Annotated in this window: 16 protein-coding genes; 9 read left to right on the top strand and 7 right to left on the bottom strand. The window is 71.7% G+C overall.

From position 1 onward, the window contains the following. Window positions 1-40 precede the first annotated feature (40 nt). From R6Y94_RS06475 to R6Y94_RS06455, 5 genes are all read right to left on the bottom strand, one after another. Window positions 41-643, bottom strand: coding sequence for an ATP/GTP-binding protein (locus R6Y94_RS06475; RefSeq protein WP_318394848.1), 603 nt, complete (start codon window positions 641-643; stop codon window positions 41-43). Beyond that, the gene (locus R6Y94_RS06470; RefSeq protein WP_318394847.1) at window positions 624-1,016 is read right to left on the bottom strand and encodes a DUF742 domain-containing protein; all 393 of its coding nucleotides are present in this window, start codon (window positions 1,014-1,016) and stop codon (window positions 624-626) included. The genes R6Y94_RS06475 and R6Y94_RS06470 overlap by 20 nt, the downstream gene beginning before the upstream one ends. Beyond that, window positions 1,006-1,428, bottom strand: a complete 423-nt coding sequence (locus tag R6Y94_RS06465) for a roadblock/LC7 domain-containing protein (RefSeq protein WP_318394846.1) — start codon at window positions 1,426-1,428, stop codon at window positions 1,006-1,008. Before R6Y94_RS06465 ends, R6Y94_RS06470 begins: the two co-directional genes overlap by 11 nt. Then, on the bottom strand, window positions 1,429-4,347 hold the full coding sequence (locus R6Y94_RS06460; RefSeq protein ID WP_318394845.1) for a nitrate- and nitrite sensing domain-containing protein: 2,919 nt from the start codon (window positions 4,345-4,347) through the stop codon (window positions 1,429-1,431). A gap of 494 nt (window positions 4,348-4,841) precedes the next feature. After that, a complete protein-coding gene (locus tag R6Y94_RS06455; protein WP_318394844.1) occupies window positions 4,842-6,152 on the bottom strand; it encodes an MFS transporter in 1,311 nt (436 codons plus the stop codon). 435 nt (window positions 6,153-6,587) lie between these two features. Here R6Y94_RS06455 and R6Y94_RS06450 point away from each other — a divergent pair, with 435 nt between their 5' ends. The 5 genes from R6Y94_RS06450 (at window position 6,588) to R6Y94_RS06430 (ending at window position 10,038) form a co-directional block, all read left to right on the top strand. Further along, a complete protein-coding gene (locus R6Y94_RS06450; RefSeq protein WP_318394843.1) occupies window positions 6,588-7,178 on the top strand; it encodes a hypothetical protein in 591 nt (196 codons plus the stop codon). A 14-nt stretch (window positions 7,179-7,192) separates the two neighbouring features. Beyond that, window positions 7,193-8,620 (top strand): hypothetical protein, encoded by a 1,428-nt coding sequence (locus tag R6Y94_RS06445; RefSeq protein ID WP_318394842.1) that lies wholly within the window; start codon window positions 7,193-7,195, stop codon window positions 8,618-8,620. A gap of 229 nt (window positions 8,621-8,849) precedes the next feature. Next, window positions 8,850-9,194 (top strand): hypothetical protein, encoded by a 345-nt coding sequence (locus R6Y94_RS06440; protein WP_318394841.1) that lies wholly within the window; start codon window positions 8,850-8,852, stop codon window positions 9,192-9,194. 62 nt (window positions 9,195-9,256) lie between these two features. After that, entirely contained in the window at window positions 9,257-9,535 is a 279-nt protein-coding gene (locus R6Y94_RS06435) for a hypothetical protein (RefSeq protein WP_318394840.1), read from the top strand. 134 nt (window positions 9,536-9,669) lie between these two features. Beyond that, complete coding sequence (locus tag R6Y94_RS06430) at window positions 9,670-10,038, top strand: hypothetical protein (RefSeq protein WP_318394839.1); 369 nt, start codon at window positions 9,670-9,672, stop codon at window positions 10,036-10,038. 142 nt (window positions 10,039-10,180) lie between these two features. On the opposite strand, the gene R6Y94_RS06425 is transcribed toward R6Y94_RS06430, so the two are convergent. Next, window positions 10,181-11,920, bottom strand: coding sequence for a glycoside hydrolase family 6 protein (locus R6Y94_RS06425; RefSeq protein ID WP_318394838.1), 1,740 nt, complete (start codon window positions 11,918-11,920; stop codon window positions 10,181-10,183). An 872-nt stretch (window positions 11,921-12,792) separates the two neighbouring features. On the opposite strand from R6Y94_RS06425, the gene R6Y94_RS06420 reads away from it, so the two are divergent. The 4 genes from R6Y94_RS06420 to R6Y94_RS06405 all read left to right on the top strand — a co-directional run bounded on the left by R6Y94_RS06420 (window position 12,793) and on the right by R6Y94_RS06405 (window position 16,491). Then, the gene (locus R6Y94_RS06420) at window positions 12,793-13,962 is read left to right on the top strand and encodes a hypothetical protein (RefSeq protein ID WP_318394837.1); all 1,170 of its coding nucleotides are present in this window, start codon (window positions 12,793-12,795) and stop codon (window positions 13,960-13,962) included. After that, window positions 13,946-14,677, top strand: a complete 732-nt coding sequence (locus R6Y94_RS06415; protein WP_318394836.1) for a class F sortase — start codon at window positions 13,946-13,948, stop codon at window positions 14,675-14,677. The genes R6Y94_RS06420 and R6Y94_RS06415 overlap by 17 nt, the downstream gene beginning before the upstream one ends. A gap of 247 nt (window positions 14,678-14,924) precedes the next feature. After that, window positions 14,925-15,713 (top strand): hypothetical protein, encoded by a 789-nt coding sequence (locus R6Y94_RS06410; protein ID WP_318394835.1) that lies wholly within the window; start codon window positions 14,925-14,927, stop codon window positions 15,711-15,713. A gap of 1 nt (window position 15,714) precedes the next feature. After that, the gene (locus R6Y94_RS06405; protein ID WP_318395068.1) at window positions 15,715-16,491 is read left to right on the top strand and encodes a class F sortase; all 777 of its coding nucleotides are present in this window, start codon (window positions 15,715-15,717) and stop codon (window positions 16,489-16,491) included. Between the two features lie 92 nt (window positions 16,492-16,583). On the opposite strand, the gene R6Y94_RS06400 is transcribed toward R6Y94_RS06405, so the two are convergent. Beyond that, window positions 16,584-21,635 (bottom strand): NAD-glutamate dehydrogenase, encoded by a 5,052-nt coding sequence (locus R6Y94_RS06400; protein ID WP_318394834.1) that lies wholly within the window; start codon window positions 21,633-21,635, stop codon window positions 16,584-16,586. Window positions 21,636-21,784: the final 149 nt, after the last annotated feature.

The following is a 21,784-nucleotide window of genomic DNA, read 5'->3' as shown; positions in this document are numbered from 1 at the left end:
GGTCGACCGGCACCGGCCGGCGACCGGCGGGGCCGGGTGGTCAGTTCGCCGAGACCCGCTCGGCGCGGCGGGCGGCGACGTGCTCCACCAGGGTGACCAGCACGACCTTGCCGGACTGCCGGCTGCGCGCGTCGCAGAGCACGACCGGCACGTCCGGATCCAGGTCGAGCGCGCTGCGCACCGCCTCGACGCCGAACCGTTTGGCCCCGTCGAAGCAGTTGACCCCGACCACGAACGGGATGCCCCGGCGTTCGAAGTAGTCGACCGACGGGAAGCAGTCGGCGAGCCGGCGGGTGTCGGCGAGCACCACCGCGCCGAGCGCGCCGAACGCCAACTCGTCCCAAAGGAACCAGAACCGGTCCTGCCCCGGAGTGCCGAAGAGATAGACCTGGAGATCCTCGTTGATGGTGATCCGACCGAAGTCCATCGCGACGGTGGTGGTCTGCTTGCCCTCCACGCCGTAGAGGTCGTCGGTGCCGGCCCCGGCGTCGGTGAGCACCTCCTCGGTCTGCAACGGACGGATCTCGCTCACCGCGCCCACCAGGGTCGTCTTGCCGACCCCGAAGCCACCGGCGATCAGGATCTTCAGGGCGAGCGGGATCCGCCGCTTCGCCGTCCCCTGATCAGAGAGCCCGGAGTCCATTGACCACCGCCTTGAGGATGTCGTCGTCGAGGAACTGGCGCGAGGTGGGTGGGTCGTACATCGAGATCCGGCCGCTGGTGAGCAGGTCGCCGAGGAGCACCCGGACCACACCCACCGGCAGGTTGAGGTCGGCGGCGAGGTCGGCGACGGTGATCGGCTGCTGCGCCCGCGCGATGATCGCCCGCTGTTCGGGTTGCGGCTGCGGGCCGTCGTCGCCGTCCTCGCCCGGCGGCCCGGCCACCACGAACGCCATCAGGTCGAACCGGCCCGCCGACGGCTGGACCCGACCACCGGTCATCGTGTACGGCCGGACCACCGGCCCGGCGTCGTCGTCCAGCCAGTCGTGGTGCGGTCCGGGCGCGTCACTCCGCATCTGCCGGCGCCCGGGATGTTCGGTTCGGCGCGGACAGGTTCTGCCCCACCCGGGTCACCAGCATCGCCATCTCGTACGCGATGACGCCGATGTCCGACGCGGCACTGGCCAGTACGGCGAGACAGGCGCCCTGACCGGCGGCGGTGACGAAGAGGAAGGCGGACTCCATCTCGATCACGGTCTGCCGGACCGGTCCCGCCTGGAAGTGCCGGCTGGCCCCCTTCGCCAGAGACTGGAAGCCGGCCGCCATCGCCGCCATGTGTTCGGCGGCCTCCTGACCCAGGTCCTGCGACGCGGCCATCAGCAGGCCGTCCGCGGAGAGCAGTACGGCCTGCTGCGCGGACGGTACGCGCTCCACGAGGTCGTCGAGCAGCCAACTGAGGTCCGCACCCGGCTTCGTCGTGTGCACCACTCACCCGTCCCCTTCAGAATTCGTGACACCCGGATCGGTGACCCGGGAGGTGGCCTCGGAGGTGTCGCCAGGCCCCGTCAGGTCCTCGGCGTCCCGTCGTCCCCGCGCCGTGCCGGACTGCAACGCGGCCATCACCGCCCGGACCTGCTCCGCGGTACGCGGCTGCGGCTCGTCCGGCTCCCCGTCGGCGGTCGCGCCGGCGGCAACGGTGGAGCCCGCGGACCCGTCCGGGCCGGCCCCGGGTCCGTTGCGCAGTTGCGGCGCGAGGCTCTTCTGCCGGATCCGCCGGGGCAGGCCGTCCGCGCCGAGCGGGCCGGCGGCCGGGCGTACCGGGCCGGCGGTGGGAGGTACCGCGCCGCCGGTGGCAGGTACCACCGGGAGGACGACGGTGTCGTCGTCCATCGCCGGACGCGGCACCGGCCCGCCCGGCGTCGTGCTGGCCGGGGCGGCGGTCGGCGGCGTCGTGGCCGCTCCGGTCTGGCTGGCGGTCGCCGGAGTCGTACTGGTCGCGGCGGCGTTCGCGGCGGTCGGATCGACGCCGCGCCGCCGCAGCGCACCGGCCTTCGGCGCCCGTACTCCGGACCGCCTGGCGGCCTCCGGCCCGTCGCCGGCGGCGGCGCCCGGGTCGGCGCCCGGGTCGGCGCTGGGGTCGGCGCTGGGGTCGGCCCGGTCGGAGGTAGGCGCCTCCGGCGCGGTCCGGGCAGCCGTGGACTCCGCTGCGCCGTCGGCCGCCGGGGTCGGCTGCGGTGTCTCCGGGCGGCTCGCGGCGACCAGCGCCGCCAGGGCCGCGCCCGCCTTGCGCCGCGGCCCGAGCCCGGTGGTCGAGCCGGGTTCCGCGAGCGGCTCGTCGCCGTCGGCGGCATCCCGGGCGGTCCGGCCGGACCGCGCCGGCACTTCGATCGTCTCCGAGCCGTCCGCGCCACCGGCGATCCGGCCACCGGGGCCGGTGCGCCGGGTCGTACCGTCCGGCTCCGCGCCGGACCCGTCGCCCCGGTCACCGGTGGAGGTGGAGGTGGAGGTGGAGGTGGAGGTGGAGGTGGCGGGTACCACGAGGTCACCGGGAATGAGCGCGACCGCCGTGACTCCGCCGAACGGGGAGGGACGCAACTGGACCCGTACGCCGTGCCGGGCGCCGAGCAGGGCGACCACGAACAGCCCGAGCCGGGCGCTGTTCGCCGGGTCGAAGTCCGGCGGATCGGCCAGCCGGCGGTTGGCCTGCTCGATCGCCTCGGTGGCCATGCCCAGGCCCCGGTCCTCGATCTCGATCGCGTACCCGTTCGAGACCACCTGCCCGGTGACCTGTACCCGGGTGTGCGGCGGCGAGAACGACGTCGCGTTCTCGATCAGCTCGGCGAGCAGGTGGATGACGTCGCCGACCGCCCGGCCGGCAGTGGCCGCCGGTGCCACGTTGACCAGGTCGACCCGGGCGTAGTCCTCGACCTCGGAGATCGCGCCCCGGATCACGTCCACCATGGAGACCGGGTTGCGCCAGCCCCGACCCGGCGCCGCTCCGGCGAGCACGACCAGGTCCTCGGCGTGCCGCCGCATCCGGGTGGCCATGTGGTCGAGCCGGAAGAGGTCCTCCAACTCGTCCGGCTGGGCCGCCCGCCGCTCCATCCGGTCCAGCAGCGCGAGCTGGCGGTGCAGCAGGGTCTGGCTGCGCCGGGCGATGTTGAGGAAGACGTCCCGCAGGCCGCTGCGCAGCGCGGCCTCGTCGATCGCCGACGCGATGGCGGTGCGCTGCACCTCGCTGAACGCCTGGCCGAGCTGGCCGATCTCGTCCTGCCCGTAGTCGAGCGGTGGCGCCTCGGTCTCGACGTCCACCTCCTCGCCCTTGCGCAACCGCCCGACGACGTCGGGCAGCCGTTCGTCGGCCATGTTCAGCGCGGCGGCGCGCAGGCTGGTCAGCCGCCGGACCAGGGACCGGCCGATCCGCCACGCGATGATCGCCGAGAGGAGTACGGCGACGAAGCCGAGCAGGCCGGCAAGCCCCAACCGGAGCAGGATGCCGGCGGCCACCGGCCGACTGCGCTCGGTGAGCGCCTCGGCACCGCTCAGCTCGAAGTCGCGCAGTTGCCGCTGGACGGAGTCGTAGCTGCTCTGCCACGCCCGGGCGTCGACCGGCAGCGTGCTGCCGCCACCCCGGCTGATCAGGTCGTCCTCCAACCGGCGCAGCCGGACGTACCCGTCCCCTTCGGTGAGCTGCTGGTACGCCACCCGGTCGGCGTCCGGCAGCTCCGCCGTCGCGGTCGAGTAGAGGAACCGCTGGGTGCCGACGATCTGGACGAACTGGGCGTGCTCGCCCGGCGCGAAGCGTCCCGCTGTGAACGCCCCAGCGAGCAGCGCGTCGGCCTGGGCCATCACCTCGCGGGCCCGGCCCAGTTCGGTCAGGCTCCGCGCCTCCCGGGAGAGCGCGTCGTCCGGCAGCGTGTTCAGCGCGGAGAACGTCCGGAACGCGGCATCGATCACGCCGCTGTAGAGGCCGAGCGCTCCGCTGGCGTCGACGGTGCGCCGGTCGATGAAGACCCGTCCGGACCGCAGCGCGTCGATCGCGGTGAGCAACTGGTCGATCCGGGCGTCGAGCAGCGCGCCGGTGGTGTCCCGCAGGTCGGCGCCGGAGGTCCGGCGCCGGAACTCGGCTATCGCCCGGTCGGTCCGGGTCCGCTGGTCGGCGAGGGCCGTGGTGGCGGTCGGGTCGACCAGTTGCCGCACCGAGAGCCGGCGCTCCTGCTGCAACTCCACCACCAACGCCTCGCCTGGCCGCCCGACCTCGTCCAGCAGGGTCTGCGCGGCGAGCAGATTCGACGCGGGCTCGACGGTGATCGTGGTCGCGAAGATCCAGAGCGCCGACAACGCGAGGATCGGCACGGCGACCAGCGCGACGATCTTCGAGCGGATCGGCCAGTTCTGGGTTTCCATCAGACCTCGCCGGAAGGGGATGTGTCAGGGTCGACACCCGCACCGGCGGCCCGCGGCTCCGGCCAGAGTCCGAGGGTCACGGGCGCGCGTGCCTTCGGCAGGATACGTAATCCACGCCGTGTGCACTACCGGACGAGGGGTTTCTAGTTGATCCAATCTGGCAAATAGATTGATGGCTGTCTTCCTCAATTGATCTCGACACCCGTCGATGGGGTCGGCCGGGGACGCTGTCGATCCCATCCAGACATGCCGATCAGACCCGCTGGGTGACCGCCGAAAACGCGCCCGTACGGCCGCCGTCGCGGCGGCGGCCGGGCCGGGGCCGGAGCCGGGTCAGCCGCCCCGACAACCGGGATGGCCATTGCGGTGACCGGGGATGGGCCGATCGGACCGACCCACCCCCACCAGCAATTCCTGCCGGATATATCACTCCTGGACGGCGATCGCGGGTGTCACCGGCGTCGGCGCGGCCCACCCGGCCACCGGCCGACCGGCTACCGCCGGTGCCGCCCCGCTTCGGCCCGGCGCAGCCCTACCGCCAGCGCCAGGTACGGCAGGGCGAGCAGTCCGAAGACCACATCGTGCCCGGCGACCGTCGAGGCGAGGGCGTACCCGCCGTACACCCCGATGGTGACCAGTTCGGTGCCGAGCCCGGCCAGCGAGGTCACCGTGGCCCTCGCCGGCCCACCGATGCTCTCCTGGAGGCGTACGTCGGCCACCAGGCTGGCCATCTGCAGGGCGCAGAACGCCGCCGCCACCAGTACGAAGCCCGCCGGTCGGCCGGTCAGCGCACCCACGGCCAGGGCGATCGAGGCCGCCCCGACCGTGCCGGCGAACCGTCGCGCGGTCAGCCGCTGCCCGAGCGGGGTGAGCAGGCCGCCCAGCATCACCCCGGCCCAGACCAGCAACACCAGCAGCGGCACGCCGGCTGCCGGAGCGGCCTCGCCGGCCAACAGCGGCACGTACTCCTCCAGCCCGCCCCAGATGCCGACCATCGCCGGCAGGAGCAGCAGGGCCCGGCGTACCGGCGGGCTGTTCCGGGCCTCGGCCAGCGCCAGCCGCAGGATCGCGAGCTGGCCGGGCGCTCCGGCCTCGGCGACCGGTGCCGAGGTGAGCCGGACGAGGTCGCCCGATGCCCCGGCGCTGCCGCCGAGCCCTCCACCGGGCCCGGGGTCCACGGTCTCCGGCCCGGCGGGCCCGACAGCGGTCGGTGCCGGTGCCCGGTGTTCCGGCAGTGCCAGCCCCACGGCCGCACAGAGCAGGCTGGCCAGCACGCTGGCGACCCCGACCGCGGGGTAGCCGCCGACCGCGAAGACCGGAGTGGCGACCGCGATGGCCAGCAGCGCGCCGAGCAGGCTCACGGTGCTGGCCCGGCCGATCACCCGCCCGTACCGGTCGGCCAGGCCGAGCCGGTCGAGTTCGTCGTAGAGCAGGGCCTCGGAGGCGCCGGACTGGAGCGCACCCCGTGCGCCCCAGAGCACGAAGCCGAGCGCGAAGACCCAGTAGGAGGGTGCCGCGACCCAGAGCCCGAAGCCGACGGCGCCGAGCAGCGGGGCGGCGCCGAGCAGCAGCCGCCGGGACACGGCGTCGGCCCAGACCCCGGACGGGATCTCGAGGACGATCCCGGTCAGCGACCAGATGACGAAGAGCGAGGAGATCTGCGCGACGGAGAGCCCGGTGTCGGTGAAGAGCAGCGCGTACACCGGGTAGAGCAGGACGAAGTCGTCCAGGAACGCGTAGAGGTAGAAAGTGGTGGTCAACCGCCGCGCGCGAGCTGTCGGCGCGGGTGACGAGATGACGGGCATGAGGCCTTCCCACGGGGACGATCCGGACTCGGAAATCGGGTCACGGACGTCCCGGGCGGGCCCCGGCAGCGCGGGCCGGGCCGGCCTACGGCGGGAAATTAATGTCGGTGCGTCATGCGGGCAGTCTAGGCGGTCGGCGGCTCGGTGGCAGCCGGGAAATGCGCCCCCGGGCGGGGCGACAGCCGACCGCCGGCCCGGAGCGCTCGGCGGCGAGCCGGACACCCGAGCCGGACACCCGAGCCGGACACCGGAGTGCTCGGCGGCGAGCGGGACAGGCGTCCCCGCCCGGCCGTTCCGGACCGTTTTTCCCGCCCAGGCCCCCTACGGGTGGTTCCTACCGCTGCGCGCCGGTTCCCGCCGGCCGGCACGAAAGTGTGCCCGATCTGGATTGGTGATCAGGGCACAGCGGGAATAGCAGGAGACGAAGGAGGAGCCATGTCGCCCATAGAAGTCGTCCTCATCGTCCTAGTGGTCCTCGCCGTCGCCGCAGCCGTACCGGCCATCTGGGTGGCCAGCCGCCGCCGCGCCCTGCGCAGCCGGTTCGGCCCGGAGTACGACCGGGCGGTCGCCGAGCAGCAGAGCCGGTCCGCCGCCGAGCACGAACTGCGGGAGCGCGAACGCCGGCACGCGGAGTTGACGCTCACGCCGCTCTCCGCCGAGTCCCGCCGGCGCTACGCGGCCGACTGGGAGGAAATCCAGGCCCGGTTCGTCGACTCCCCGGCCGAGGCGGTGGGCGCGGCGGACGAACTGGTCACCCGGCTGATCGCCGAGCGCGGCTATCCGATCGGCGAGTACGACGACCAGCTCGCCCACCTCTCCGTCGAGCACGCCCGCACCCTGACCCACTACCGGGACGCGCACGAGATCCAGCTCCGCAACGAGCGCGGCGAGGCCAGCACCGAGCAGCTCCGCCAGGCCGTCGTGCACTACCGGGAACTCTTCGCCGACCTGCTCGGCGAGGACCCCGTACGCCAGCCCTCGGACGGGGCCCGTCCGGACACCCCGCAGGACGTACCGAGCCGGTGAGGAGGCACTTTGCCATGCGTCAACAGCAGACCGACAACGGCGACGCCGACATGACCCGCTCCGCGCCGGTAACGGCGACCGGCCCGGGTCGGGCCGGGGCCGGCGAGACCGAGGACCGGCGGAGCCGGTATCCGGAGGGCACCGGCGACCAGGGCCCCGACGCGCTCGACGAGCGGGGCTCGTACGACAACGACCTCGCCACCAGCGGCTCGGGACCGGCCTTCTCGTCCGACCCGGCCGCCGCCGCACGCGCCCGGGACGACCGGCTCGGCGAGAGCCGCTCGGCGGACGACCGGGCCGAGGATGCGGCGCTGGACGACGACGCGCTCCCCGAGCGCTCAGCGACGGACCGCACCGGCGGCCCCGACAGCGACACCGGAAGCACCGGTGACCGGGGTGACCTGGCCGACGCCAGCCAGGCGGACGCCGCTGGCGGCCCCGACGAACCGGCCGCCGCGCGCACCGGGACGGTCTATGCCACCACCGGAGCGGACACCGCCGGCAAGGACGCGGCCGGAGCGGACGCCGCCGTCGATCCGGACGCCACCGGCAAGGACGCCACCGTCGATCCGGACGGCACCGCCCGGATCGACGGGCCGGAGCGGGTTGGCGACGCCGACGAGGACCGCGACGGCGCCCGGGACGGTTCCGGCGCACCGGAGTTCCACGAGCCGGCGCCACTGCCCACCAGCTTCGGTGCCCCCACCGTCGGCGGCGCGGTCGCGGCCGCCGCGCTGGCCGGCAGTCACCGCGACCCCCGCAACGAGGACACGGTCCGCTCCGGGGACGGACCGGCCGACGACCGCATCGACGGAGTCGGCGACGAGCGGGCCGAGGGGGTCACCCGGCAGGAGGTACCGGATCGGAGCCTCGGTGCGGCCGACGCCGCCACCGCCACCCGGACCGGCGGGCCGGCGGACGGCGGCGTCGAGCCGGATCCGCCGGTCGACCCGCTGGGCCGGCCCGTGCCGGAGGGCTCGGCGGTCGGGGTGGCACACCCGGTGAACCCGGACGTGTTCAGCGCGGGCAATCCCGACGCGCTGACCGGCGGTACCCGCGCCTCGGCGGAGGCCGGTGGGCGGGACGAGACGGCCACGACGGGCGAGACCGCCACGACCGATTCCGGCAGGACGGCGGACGGCGGACTGCCGCCCGGTGCCGCGCCGGCCGAGCCGATCGTCGCGATCCTCGACCAGGAGGCGGTGCAGGGCTTCCGGGACCGCTGGCGGGAGGTGCAGCTCCGGTTCGTCGACGACCCGCCGGCTGCGACCGAGGAGGCCCACCGGCTGGTACGGGAGTCCGTGGAGGCGGTCACCGCCGCCCTGTCCCGACAGCGTGACGAACTCGCCGGCTGGCAGGACGACGGCGGGACCGACACCGAGCGGTTGCGGATGGTGGTACGCCGGCACCGGGACTTCCTGGACCGGCTGCTCGGCCGGTAGCCCGGCCCCCTGACGGCTCCCCGATGCCCGCCGACGGTGGGCGCCGGGGAGCCGTCGGCGATCCGGGGTCAGCACCGGGCGCAGGCGTGAAAACTCTTCGCCTCGGGTAGTAGGCCCCTCGCCCCGACCGGAGGTGTCCGGCGGGCGACGGAGCGAGCGTACGGACAAAGGTGACGTTTTCAACCCGCCGCTCTTCGCGACCTTCATCATCGGCAGGTTCTGGAAGCGGATGACCGCCTGGGCCGGGTTCTGGTCGTTGCTGACCGGCACTCTCGGCGCCCTCGCCACCTACCTGCTCTACGAGGCCGGGGTACTGCCGTTCGACTCCGACCTGGAGGAGAGCTTCTGGGGTGCCGGCGTCGCGTTCGTGCTGGTCGCGATCGTCGCGGCGATCCTCACCCCGCTGACCTCCCGCAAGCCCGACGACGAGCTTCGCGGCCTGGTGTACGGGCTCGCCGGCGCGGACGGCCGGCAGGCCCTGCTGGCCGGCGACGCCCGCTGGTACCGCTCGCCGCTGCTGCTCGGCGGCATCGCGCTGGCCCTCTCCGCACTGCTCTACCTGCCGGTGCTCTGAGGGGCCGCACCGCAGGCGTCCGACCGGGACGGTCGACGCCGACAGCGAGAAGGGACGAGGCGATGGAAGACCAGAACCGGCCGCCGGCCGGAGCACCGCCGGACTCCGCCGAGCAGGAGCGCCACTCGGCCGCCGCCCGGCTGTTCGACATCCGCCGGGTGATCGGCGGGCTGTTCGTCGCGTACGGCGTGATCGTCGGACTGGTCGGCGTCGTCGACGACGCGGCGGCGGTGGAGAAGGCCCAGGGCATCCGGATCAATCTCTGGGCCGGGCTGGCCATGCTGGCACTCGGGCTGGGCTTCCTACTCTGGCAGTGGCTGCGCCCGATCGACCGGGAGTGACGTCGTGCCGCCGGGCCCGGACCGGACCGGATGGGTGGTGACGGGTGGGGAAAGGCATGGCACGGGTCCTCCGGGGTAGTCGAACCGGAGGACCGGTCAGCCGCACGTCGCATCCGGACAGGAGGGCAGCAAACATGACGGAGCGCGATCCGACCCGCAACCGGCCGCTGGAGGAGAGCCCGGAGGTGGCCGCCGCGATCGAGGACGACACCGCCGTACCGCAGCTCGCCTCCGACGGCGGGCCCAGGGCCGAGAACCCGGACTTCGTGGACCCGGAGGACGTCCCCGGCGACTTTCCACGCACCGACGACCTGCTCGGCGATCCGCACGGGCAGGGCGCGGGCAGCGCGGGCGACACGCGTACCGGGGCCGAACAGCCGTGGGACCCGGAGGACCTGGCGATGGCGCAGGGCCGCGACCCGACCCCGGAGAACGTGCGGCGGGCCAGCGAGGAACTGGACCGGGAGGGTACGGCGACCGCGGTGGAGAAGACGGTGCCCTGACCCGGCGCGGCCGGCCGGAGCAGCACCGGCGGTCCCCGCCCGGCGTGTGAGCGCGCCGGACGGGGACCGCCCTGTGGTGTCGCTGTGCTGCTTTGGTGTCGCTGTGCTGCTTTGTTGCTGCCCCAGTTGTGCTACCAGCCGGTCAGAGCGCCGGGTAGGCGTTCTCCATGAGCTCGGTGAGCTGCGCCGGGAACCAGGCACCCGAGATCGGGGCGCCCGAGAGCGCGCCGCTCATGTTGTTCTGGTTACGCGGGTTACCGGTGTACGTCGGGTCGCACATCCGGTCGAAGCCCTTGCCCTCGTCGTTCTGGATCTCGGTGCTGGAGCCGTCCGACTCGCCCGGAGGCTTGATCCAGACGTACGCGTCGATCCCGCTGGCGGGCGCGGCCCGCGGCCGCTCGCCGAGGCCGGCGCCGCTCTGGTTGCACCAGTTGCCGAGGTGGATCCGCTGGTCGATCCGGGAGCCGTCGACCTGCTCGTCGACGGTACCCGAGGTGACCGGGCCGGTGGGCCGGTCCGAGCCGCCCCAACCGTTACGCGAGGTGTCGATCAGCATGCCGATGCCGCTGGAGAAGCCCTGCGAGACCAGCTCGGTGCGGAGGGCCTGGGCGAACCGCTGCTCGTCCACGTACCGGTTGTAGTCGATCCACTTCGAGAGCCGGTTCTGCTCGGTCACGTTGAGGTAGGGCTCCAGCGTGGCCGAGTAGTTGGCGGTGTTGGCGATGAAGCCGTGCACGTTGGCCTGGGTGCTGCCCTCGGCACGGGCGGCCTCGGCGAAGATCTGCGCGGAGGCCCGGAAGTTGTCGTCCCACCCGATCCAGCCGTGGTGGCCGGCGTCGATGTAGTTGTAGACGTTCGGGACCGCACCGAGCTTGGCCAGGGCGTAGCCGACACCCTTGACGTAGTTGCCGTTCGCCTTCATGGTGTCGCACTGCGCCGTCGCGGTCTCCCGCGGCGCCACGTTGGTGACCAGGTTCGGCAGCGAGTCGATCTCGATGATCGTGATGATCCGGAGGCTGCTGTACTTCGAGTCACCCATGATCGCCGCGATCGGGTCGATGTACTCCGTCTTGTACTTGGGCAGCTCGTCGGCCTTGAGCTCGCCGTTCGAGGCCAGCGCCGCACAGTCCCGGCCGGGCAGGTTGTAGATGACGACCTGGATGTAGCCGGCACCCTGCGCCAGCGCCTCGTCCAGGTGGTCCCGCAGGCCCATCGGGCCGTTCGAGCTGCTGTCCGGGGTGCCCTCGATCGCGGCGATCCGGTCCAGCCAGACGCCCGTCGGGGTGTTGGAGATCCGGTTGCCGCCGGAGACGCTCTCCGCCTTGGCCTTCCACTCCGGGTTCACGTAGCCGCTGGCACCCGCGTACGGGTTGTCCACCCGCGCCGCGGGGTTGCTGGTCGGGTTGCCGGTCGGCGGGTTGGTCGGGTTGCCCGTCGGCGGGTCGGTCGGCGTGGTGCCGTTGCAGGCCGTCCCGTTGACGCTGAAGGACGTCGGCGCCGGGTTGCTGCCGCTCCAGGAACCGTTGAACCCGATGCCGGTGGAGGCGCCGGTGGCCAGGTTGCCGTTCCACGACACGTTCGTCGCAGTCACCTGGGTGCCCGACTGGGTCCAGTTGGCCGACCAGCCCTGGGTCACCCGCTGGTTCGCGTCCGCGAAGCTGAAGCGGAGGGTCCAGCCGTTGATCGCATCACCGACGTTCCGGATGGTGATGTTGGCGCTGAAACCACCCTGCCACTGGTTGGTGCTGTAGGTGACGCTGCACCCGGGGGCCGCCTGGGCCACCGAAGCCGGGATGGTGACCAGACCGGCGGCGACCAAAGCGCTCGCACCGGCCACCGCGACGGCTTTCTGCCGGACGGACAATCTACTCCGTAAATTCATGCCACTGATCTCCTTGGGCCAGCCGGTCACGTCAGGCGGACCGGCGCGGCGGTAACACGGACTTCGCGTCAGGTGGGTACGTCCGTGGACGCCATGGGGGACTGCGGTATGCCCGACCCGGACGGGCGCAACTGGTGGTGGTGCCGGCCGCGGTCAGCGGCCGTGGTGACGCCGTCCGGTGAACCGGCTGCCCTCGGCGTCTGCTGCGCGGTGTGGCTCCCCCAGCACAGTGGATGAATTCTTGCATGGGAGCGCTTCCACCACAACACCCCGACACTGATGGATGACGATTCCCTACTCGCACCGGCCGTCGCCCGTCGCCTGCCGCGACCTGCGGTGGCACGGCCAGCCAGGCACAGTGGACCGACTCCGGATCGGATCCTACCCCGCTTCCCCGCCCCCGGTCCCGGCCTGGAAGCCGGTCTATTCGGTGCGGTGACCGGCGCCGGGGTCTGCCGTGCCCGCTGTGCGGTGAACGGGTCGACCTGCCGCCCCGGCGACCGACGAAAACCCGTGCACAGCGGAACGGGCGACCGGTCGGGAGGAATCGCGGGTCCGACGGCGGGCGGGCACGAACCGGATGGAGGGCCCCCGATCCCCCGGAGCGGCCCGATCACGGCACAACCGCCGCTCGGCACCCGTTACCCCCGAGCTGGGACCCGGTAGCGGAATCGGCGCTGTCCCGTCGAGCGGACGCAGCCAGGCTGCGCGCCGTCCGGTACCCACCAGAGTTCCCCAGGCAGCGCCTCCGGGTGCCTTCCCCCCGTTCGGGTAAAAGCCGAGAAAATCCGATGAAAGCTCACAAATTCGTTAATCTCGGTCATGGCTCGTCTCCCGGCGAGCTGAGGCAAGAGGGAAGGATGACGAAAGTCATGTCCAAGAAGTTCCTCGGCAAGATGATCGCTGGAGCCGCCCTCGGCGGCGCTTCGCTACTCGTTTTCTCCCCCTCGGCCGCCCTCGCGGACGGCGGCTACCACCCGGAGGGGTACCAGCAGGACAGCTCTGGTCGGGTCTTCGCGAAACCGCATGCGGCGAAGCCCGGGGACAAGGTCGAATTCGTCGAGGTCTGCCCCGAGGCGCAGAAGCATGCCTGGTTGTGGTCGAAGATCACCGGAAAGGTGGACCTGAAGCCCGAAGACCACAAGGACGACTACAAGCCCGCCGAAAAGGCCGAGGAGAACAAGAAGGCTGAAGATAACAAGAAGGCCGAAGATAACAAGAAGGCCGAAGAGAACAAGGGCGGCTGGGAGGACGACAAGAAGGCCGAGGACGGCGGATACACCGACAAGTCCGAGGACTCAGGCGGCTACCAGGGCGGGGAGGATTACAAGAAGGAGCGCGAGTACCAGGAGTTCCAGAGGTACAAGGAGTACCAGGAGTACCTCGAGTACCGCCGCTACAAGGAGCACAAGCAGGGGGCGGCTCCGGCGGAGAACGGGTCTCCCCGTGCCGAATCCGCTCCGTCGACCGCCGAGAGGGCACCGGCGGCACCCGGCCCGTCGGCCGACTCGGTACCGGTACCGTCCCCCTCGGTGGGCGGCCCGCCTCAGCAGCCCGCCGAGGGTTACCAGCCGCCGAACGGGCAACCGGCACCGGCGGCGCCGGGCGGTACCGGCGGGATGGCACGGGACGACGGTGGACACGATTCGGAAGAGAGCAAAAAGGCCTACGACTCCGGGCACGGCTGGGAGAAGGCCGAGCCGAGCAAGCACGACTCGGAAGAGAGCAAAAAGGCCGAGGACGGCAAGGACGGCTGGACGCACGAGAAGGACGGCTGGACCGACAGGAAGGCCGGCCACGAGTACTGGAACAGCGTCACCATCCCTTGGGACGCCAAGCCGGGATCGTACGAGCTCAAGGGCTCCTGCGGCGAGGGTGAGCTGATCATCCTGCCGAAGGGCTGGGTCGACGGCGGTGACGGTGGAGCGACCTCGGGCAGCGGCGACAACCTCGCGGTCGCGGGTGTCGGGATGCTCGGGCTGGCCGGACTCGGCGGACTGGTGCTGATGCGGCAGCGCCGTACCGATGAGTCGGCGGCCTGACGCGACGGCGAGCGGTGCCGGCGGCCGCCACGGGAAGCCGTGGCGCGTCGCCGGCACCGTCCTCGTCGCCCTCCTGGCCCTGGTCGGCGCCGGCCTGATCGGAGCCGCCCTCAACGCGCCGGAACCGACCTCGGCGCCGCAGCCGAGCGCCGGTGCCGCACCGAACGACCTGGACCGGGCGGCGACCGGCTCGGACCTGGGTACCTCACCGTCACCCACGCCAGCACGGGAAGGCGGCACCAGCGCCGCGCCGGTACTGGCCAGGTCGGAACCGATCAAGATCACGATTCCGAAGATCGGCGTGAACGCGACCATCATGCCGGTGGGGCTCACCCCGGACGGGATGGTGCAGGTGCCGCCGCTGGCAAAGGCGGAGTTGGCCGGCTGGTACGAACCGGGTCCGACGCCGGGTGAGGCCGGCAACTCCGTGATCGTCGGCCACGTCGACTCGAAGGAGATCGGACCGGCGGTCTTCTTCCAGCTCGGCGCCCTGCTGCCGGGGGACGCCATCGAGGTGATCCGGAAGGACGGCAGCCTGGTCACCTTCGTGGTGGACGGCGTGAAGTCGTACCCGAAGACGGCCTTTCCCACCGAACTCGTCTACGGCCCGACCGACGAGCCGGGGTTGCGCCTGGTGACCTGTGGCGGGGACTTCGACGAGCGGGTCGGCTCCTACCCGGACAACGTGATCGCGTTCGCCCGGCTCGCCGGGTAGCCGGGACGGCGCTCGCCCGGCAGGTCCGGGCCTCGGGGGACAGCGGTGCGCCGCTGTCCCCCGTCACGTTGGACAGGTATCCGCCCGGCGATGCGGACATCTTTGACGTGAAGCACTCTCTACCACTCATAAGCGAGCTTTCGGAAGGAACACCCATAATCGCGACATCACTTCACAAACTAGCTAGCGTCGGTTCTGGCTCGGCTGGCCGCCGAGCAAACCAACGGGGAAGGAGTGACTACGAGTCATGAGTAGGAAGTTGCTGGGAAAGGTGATGGCCGGCGCCGGCATCGGTGCCGCGTCCCTGCTGGTCTGCGCGCCCGGAACCGCTCTGGCGGACGACGCCCCACACGAGCGGGAGAACAAGGGCCACATCTACACGGTGCCGAAGGGGGTGAAGCCGGGACACAAGTTCAAAATCATCTTGAAGTGCGAGCACCCGGTGGAGAGGGCCTGGGTTTCGTCGAAGATCACCGGCAAGCTCTGGCTCAAGCCCGTCACGGAGGATGGCGACCGGGTACCGGAGAGGCAGCGCCCACCGGCGGACGACGGTCAGCCGGACGACGACGGCCAGCCACCGCTCCCACCGAACGGCGAGCAGCCACCGCTCCCACCGAACGGCGGGCAGCCACCGCTCCCGCCGAACGGCGGGCAGCCACCGCTCCCGCCCAACGGTGGGCAGCCACCGCTCCCGCCGGCCAGCCAGCCCGGGGACGACACGCCGCCGACCGACGGGGGCGAGCCGCAGCCGCCGAGCGACGGTCAGGGCGGCCAGGCCACGAACGACGGCGAGGCCAAGTACTGGGCCTGGGCGAAGGTGCCGCACAAGACCAAGCCCGGGCACTACCGGGCCTGGGGGGCGTGCAACGGAACGGGCAAGATCGTGGTGCTGCCCCGCGGTTCCGTGCCCGGCGGTGACGGCGGTGCCAGCACCGACTCGGGCCGGGCGGCTGCCGGAGCCGGCCTGCTGGGGGCGGCCGCGATCGGTGGCTTCCTGATGATCCGCCGGCGTCGTACCGATGGCTCACTCGCCTGACGTGCCGACCAGGCGCGCCGGCGGCCGGCACGGGAAACCGTGGCGTGCCGCCGGCGTCACCCTGGTCGTCCTGCTCGCACTCAGCGGGACCGCCCTGCTCACCGCCGGCCTGAACCCGGCGCCGGCGCAGCCGCCGCAGCCCGCCGAGACCGAGGCCGGCGAGGCGACGCCGCAGCCCGAGTGGACCGCGGAACCGCTGCCGTCGTCGTCACCGGTTCCGGGCGCACCGTCCGGCCAGCCGGGCACCCCGACCGGCCAGCCGGGCACCCCGACCGGCCAGCCGGGCACGCCGACCGCCGAGCCGCCCCAGCCGGCGGAACTGCCGCGCTCGGAGCCGGTCAGGATCACCATTCCGAAGATCAAGGTGAACGCGAAGATCATGTCGGTCGGAGTGAACGACGACGGGACCGTGCAGGTGCCGCCGTTCAAGCAGGCCAAGCTCGCCGGCTGGTACAACGCGGGGGCCAGCCCCGGCGAGTTCGGTAACGCGGTCTTGGTCGGGCATGTCGACTCGGCGGCGACGGGCCCGGCGGTCTTCTTCCGGCTCGGCGCGCTCAAACGGGGCGACCGGGTCGAGGTCACCCGGAAGGACGGCAAGGTCGTCCGGTTCGCGGTGGACGCGGTGAAGTCGTACCCGAAGACGTCGTTTCCGTCCGAACTGGTCTACGGCGCGGCGGACACCGCCCAGCTCCAGCTTGTGACCTGCGGCGGCACCTTCGACCGCAAGAAACGCAGCTACCGCAACAACGTGATCGTCTCCGCCACCCGGATTCCCTGACCGAGCCTCCTGCCGTCCCGGCGACCGGCCGGGGCGGCAGCGTACTCGGACCGACGGCCCCGGCCCCGTACGCCGCCGACGCGGCTACCTGCTCAGCCGGCCGCCGAGGTCCGGACCAGGGTACGGATCTGCCGCAGCAGTACGGAGAGCGCGGCCAGGTCGGCCCGGGACTCGTCGAACTCCCCCATCGCCTTGCGGGTACGGCCGATCGAGATCGAGTTCGACCGCTCCCACTCCTGTACCCGCTCGTCCGGCGGCAGGTCGGCGGAGGTCCCGCCCAGCACCTCGGCGGTGAGCGCGGCCAGCGCGGCGTAGAGGTCGTAGCGCAGCGCCATCCGGGCCAGCGTCTGCCAGCGGTCCTCCCGGGGCAGCAGCGAAATCTTCGACAACAGCGAGTCGACCCGGAACCGGTCGGAGAGTACGAAGTAGACCGCCGCCACCTCGCCGACGTCCCGCCCGGTCACCTTCGCCGTCTCCACCACGTCGAGCAGGCCGAAGCTGTACATCAGCCGGGTGGAGCGCTCGGCCAGGTCCTGGGACAGGCCGCGCCGCACGCACATCTCGACGTGCGCCTCCAGCGCCTCGCGCTCGCTGCCGTAGAACAGGTTGCCGAGTTCGGGCAGGAGCCGGGAGACCCCGTCGCGCAGCCGGGCCGTCTCGGCCGGCACGTCGATCGGCGAGCGGCGGTTGGTGACCAGCCACCGGACGGCCCGGTCGAGCAGCCGCCGGGTGTCCAGGTAGACCGTCGTCTGCACCTCGGTCGGCACCCTGTTGTCCAGCGCCTCGATGTCGGCCCAGATCTCCCGCAGCCCGAACACCTCGCGGACCACCACGTACGCCCGGATCACGTCGGCGGGGGTGGCGCCGGTCTCCTCCACCACCCGGTAGATGAACGAGATGCCGCCCCGGTTCACCGCCTCGTTGACCAGTACGGTGGTGACGATGTCCCGGTGCAACCGATGCTCCGGCATCCGGTCGGCGTACCGCTCGCGCAACGGGGTCGGGAAGTAGTTGGAGAGCACCTCGAAGGTCCACTCCTCGTCCGGCAGCCGGTCGGCCAGGATCTCCCGCTCCAGCACGATCTTGACGTACGCCAGCAGCACCGCGAACTCCGGCGCGGTCAGCCCGGTGTCGGTGCGGGTCGCCAGCTCCTCGTCCGGCGGCAGCGCCTCCAGCTCCCGGTTGAGGTGACCGGCCCGCTCGAAGTCGGAGATCATCCGGCGGTGCACCGGCAGCAGCGAGGCCGCCTGGGCCAGCGCGTTGCCGATCGCCCGGGCCTGGTCGTAGTTGTCCCGGAGCACGAGCTGGGCGATCTCCTCGGTCATCTCGGCCAGCAGCGCGTCCCGGTCCGGCACGCTCAGCTCGCCATCGGCCACCGCCGCACCGAGCAGAATCTTGATGTTGACCTCGTGGTCCGAGGTGTCCACCCCGGCCGCGTTGTCGATGAAGTCGGTGAAGATCCGGCCGCCGGCCAGGGCGTACTCGATCCGGCCGACCTGGGTGAAGCCCAGGTTGCCGCCCTCGCCGACCACCCGGCAGCGCAGGTCCCGGCCGTCCACCCGGATCGCGTCGTTGGACTTGTCCCCGACCTCGGCGTTCGACTCCGACGACGCCTTGACGTAGGTGCCGATCCCGCCGTTCCAGAACAGGTCGACCGGGGCGGAGAGGATCGCCTTCATCAGCTCCTGCGGCGACATCGACTCGACGCCGTCGCCGAGGTCGAGCACCGCACGGACCTGCGGGCTGATCGGGATCGACTTCGCGGTACGCGGATAGATCCCACCGCCTTCGGAGAGCAGTTCCGCGTTGTAGTCCGCCCAGGAGGAACGCGGCTGGTCGAAGAGCCGGCGGCGCTCCGCGTACGAGGTGGCCGGGTCGGGGTCCGGGTCCAGCACGATGTGCCGGTGGTCGAATGCGGCCACCAGCCTGATGTGCTCGGAGAGCAGCATCCCGTTGCCGAAGACGTCCCCGGACATGTCGCCGACGCCGACCACCGTGAAGTCCTGGGTCTGGGTGTCGATCCCCATGTCCCGGAAGTGCCGCTTCACCGACTCCCAGGCACCCCGGGCGGTGATCCCCATCTTCTTGTGGTCGTAGCCGGCGGAGCCGCCGGAGGCGAACGCGTCGGCCAGCCAGAAGCCGTTGCGTACCGAGATCTCGTTGGCGATGTCGGAGAAACTCGCCGTTCCCTTGTCGGCCGCCACCACCAGGTAGGGGTCGTCGGCATCGTGCCGGACCACGTCGGACGGCGGCACGACCTGCCCGCCGACCAGGTTGTCGGTCACGTCCAGCATGGCCGAGATGAAGCCCTGGTAGCAGGCGACCGCCTCGTCCCGGTCGCCCGGCTTCTGCTTGAGCACGAAGCCGCCCTTCGCACCCACCGGCACGATCACGGCGTTCTTCACCATCTGCGCCTTGACCAGGCCGAGCACCTCGGTCCGGAAGTCCTCCCGCCGGTCCGACCAGCGGATACCGCCCCGGGCCACCGGCCCGAACCGCAGGTGTACGCCCTCGAAGCGCGGCGAGTAGACGAAGATCTCGTACTTCGGCCGGGGCGCCGGCAGGTCGGGCACCATCTGCGGGTCGAGCTTGAACGCGACGTACGACTTGGGTCGCCCGTCGGTGCGCCGCTGGTAGAAGCTGGTCCGCAGGGTCGCCTGGATCAGCGTCAGGTACGACCGGAGGATCCGGTCCTGGTCCAGGCTGCTCACGTCGTCGAGCTGCTGGTTGATCGAGGTGACCAGTTCCTTGCCGCGCAGGTTGCGCTCCTCCGCGCCCAGCCCGATCGTCGGCGAGAACCGCACCTCGAAGAGTTCCACCAGCGAGGCGGCGACCTGCGGGTACGCGATGAAGGTGGACTCCATGTAGTCCTGCGAGAAGACCGTGCCGGCCTGTCGCAGGTACTTCGCGTACGCCCGCAGCACCACCACCTGCCGCCAGGTGAGCCCGCCGCGCAGCACCAACTCGTTGAAGCCGTCGACCTCGGCCTCACCGCGCCAGGTGGCGGAGAAGGCATTCTCCACGTGCGGGCGTACCTCGGCCAGGTCCCGGGCGCCGTCCGGCAGTTCGAGGCCGAAGTCGTAGAGGTAGATCCGGCCGTCGATCCGGTCCACCTCGTACGGGTGCTCGTCGACCACCCGTACGCCGAGGGAGTGCAGCACCGGGAGCACCGCGGAGAGCACCATCGGCTCGCCGTACCGGTAGACCTTGAACCGGACGTCCTCGACCGCGGTGGCCGGGGCGGGGCCGCCCGGCCGGACCGGCTGCTGCTTGCGGAACATGTGCATCTCGAGCTGGCCCGGCTCCTCCAGCAGTTCCAGCTTGGCGAGGTCCTTCATCGCCTCGTACGGGGTGTGCCCGTCCTTGTAGCCCTCCGGGAACGCGTCGGCGTACCGGGTGAAGAGCCGTTTGGCCTGCTCGTCGCCGAGCTTGCGCTCCAGCACCAGCCGGTAGTCGTCGTCCCAGAGCCGGGTCGCGTCGGCGAGTTCCTCGGCGAGCAGGTCGGCGTCCACCTCGCCGGGCGGGCTGGCCGGATCGGTCCGGACGATGAAGTGCACCCGGGCCAGCATCGACTCGGTGACCCGGGTGGTGTAGTCGACGCCGATCCCGTTCAGCTCGCGGAGCAGGATCTCCTGCATGCGCAGCCGGTTCTGGGTGGTGAACCGGTCCCGGGGCAGGTAGATCAGGCAGGAGATGAACCGGCCGTACCCGTCGCGGCGCAGGAAGACCCGGAGCTGCCGGCGGCCCGCCATCCGGAGCACCCCGACGACGGCGTGGTAGAGGTCGTCGGTCTTGATCTGGAAGAGTTCGTCCCGGGGATAGGTCTCCAGGATCTGCAACAGGTCCTTGCCGGAGTGGCTGCGCGGGCTGAGCCCGGACCGGTCCAGCACCTCGGCGACCTTGCGCCGGACCACCGGCAGCTCGCGGACGCTGGTCCGGTACGCCGCCGTGGCGAGCAGGCCGAGGAAACGGCGCTCCCCCACCACCTCACCGCGCTCGTCGAACACCTTGAAACCGATGTAGTCCAGATAGGCCGACCGGTGCACCGTGGCCCGGGAGTTGGCCTTGGTGATGATGAGCAGGCGCTTCTCGGTCACCTTCTGGTGCGCCTCGGGGGTCATCGAGGAGAGGGCCCGGGGCGTGGTGGAGTCCTGGCGCAGGATGCCCAGCCCGGTGCCGAGGATCGCCTCCAGCGCCGGACCGTTCTCGGCGTCGACCAACCGGTACTCGCGGTAGCCGAGGAAGGTGAAGTGCTCGTGCGCCAGCCAGCGGAGCAGCTCCACCGAGTCGGTGATGTCCTTTTCGGGTACGGGTGGGCGGTTCTCCGAGGTGCGTGCGGCGGCCAGTTCGTCGGCAAGGGAGAGGGCGCGCTGCCGCATCTTGGGCCAGTCCTCCACCGCCTCGCGTACGTCGGTGAGCACCCGCTGCAACTCGGCGCGCAATCGGTCCCGGTCCGCTGCGCCGCGTACCGGATCGATCTCGATTCTCATCCAACTCTCGACGATGTCACCGTCGATCGCGTCGTCCGGTTCGACGTCGGCGGCGACCTCGGTCAACCTCCCGAGTGGCTCACGTCGGACCACCACCAGCGGGTGCACCAGCATGTGCACGTCGAGGTGGTGCCCGGTCAGCAGCGCCGTAATGGAGTCCACCAAAAACGGCATATCATCCGTAACTATCTCAATTACGGTGTGCTGCTGCTCCTCGTCCGGCTCGTGGATCCGCAGCTTGAGTTCGCCCGGCACCCGCTGCTGGGCGAGTTCCCGGTGTGCCTTCGCGGCGGCGAGCATCTCCGCCGGGGTGAAGCCGATCAGCTCCTCGTCCGGGGCGAACCGCCAGAACCGGTCGACGAGCGTGGCCGCATCGTGGTCGTCGCCGGCCAGCGCCACCGCCTGGGCGACCAGCCGCTCGGCGTTCGGTACCGGTTCGTCCAGATCCGCGTCCTCGACGTCGTCGACGAGGGCCTCCGGGGGCAGTCCGAGATCGTAGAGAGTGTCGATGCTGGCCCCCGGCACGCCGGTCGCGCCGGAGGCGAGTCCAGAGCCCGCCCCGTCGTCGTCGATCGCCGCGTCGTAGCTGTCGTCTCGGCTGGCATTCGCCGGCCGGAGAACGGGTTCCGGTGTGATCGCCGGACGCCGGTCCATCGTGCCACTCCCCTCGACCCACCACGCCGTGGGTCACTCTCCGCCCCAGACTAGGCCCTACCGATAAGCCTCTCTGCCGGTGGACCGGCGGCCGGATGTCGGATCTGGGATCTGTCCTTTCATCCGTTGCGGACGCCCGACACGCCCGC

It is taken from the genome of Plantactinospora sp. KLBMP9567, from assembly GCF_033446045.1.
Lineage (GTDB): Bacteria > Actinomycetota > Actinomycetes > Mycobacteriales > Micromonosporaceae > Plantactinospora.
The sequence above is the reverse complement of the archived record's forward strand: the minus strand, read 5'-3'. Positions and strand labels throughout refer to the sequence as shown.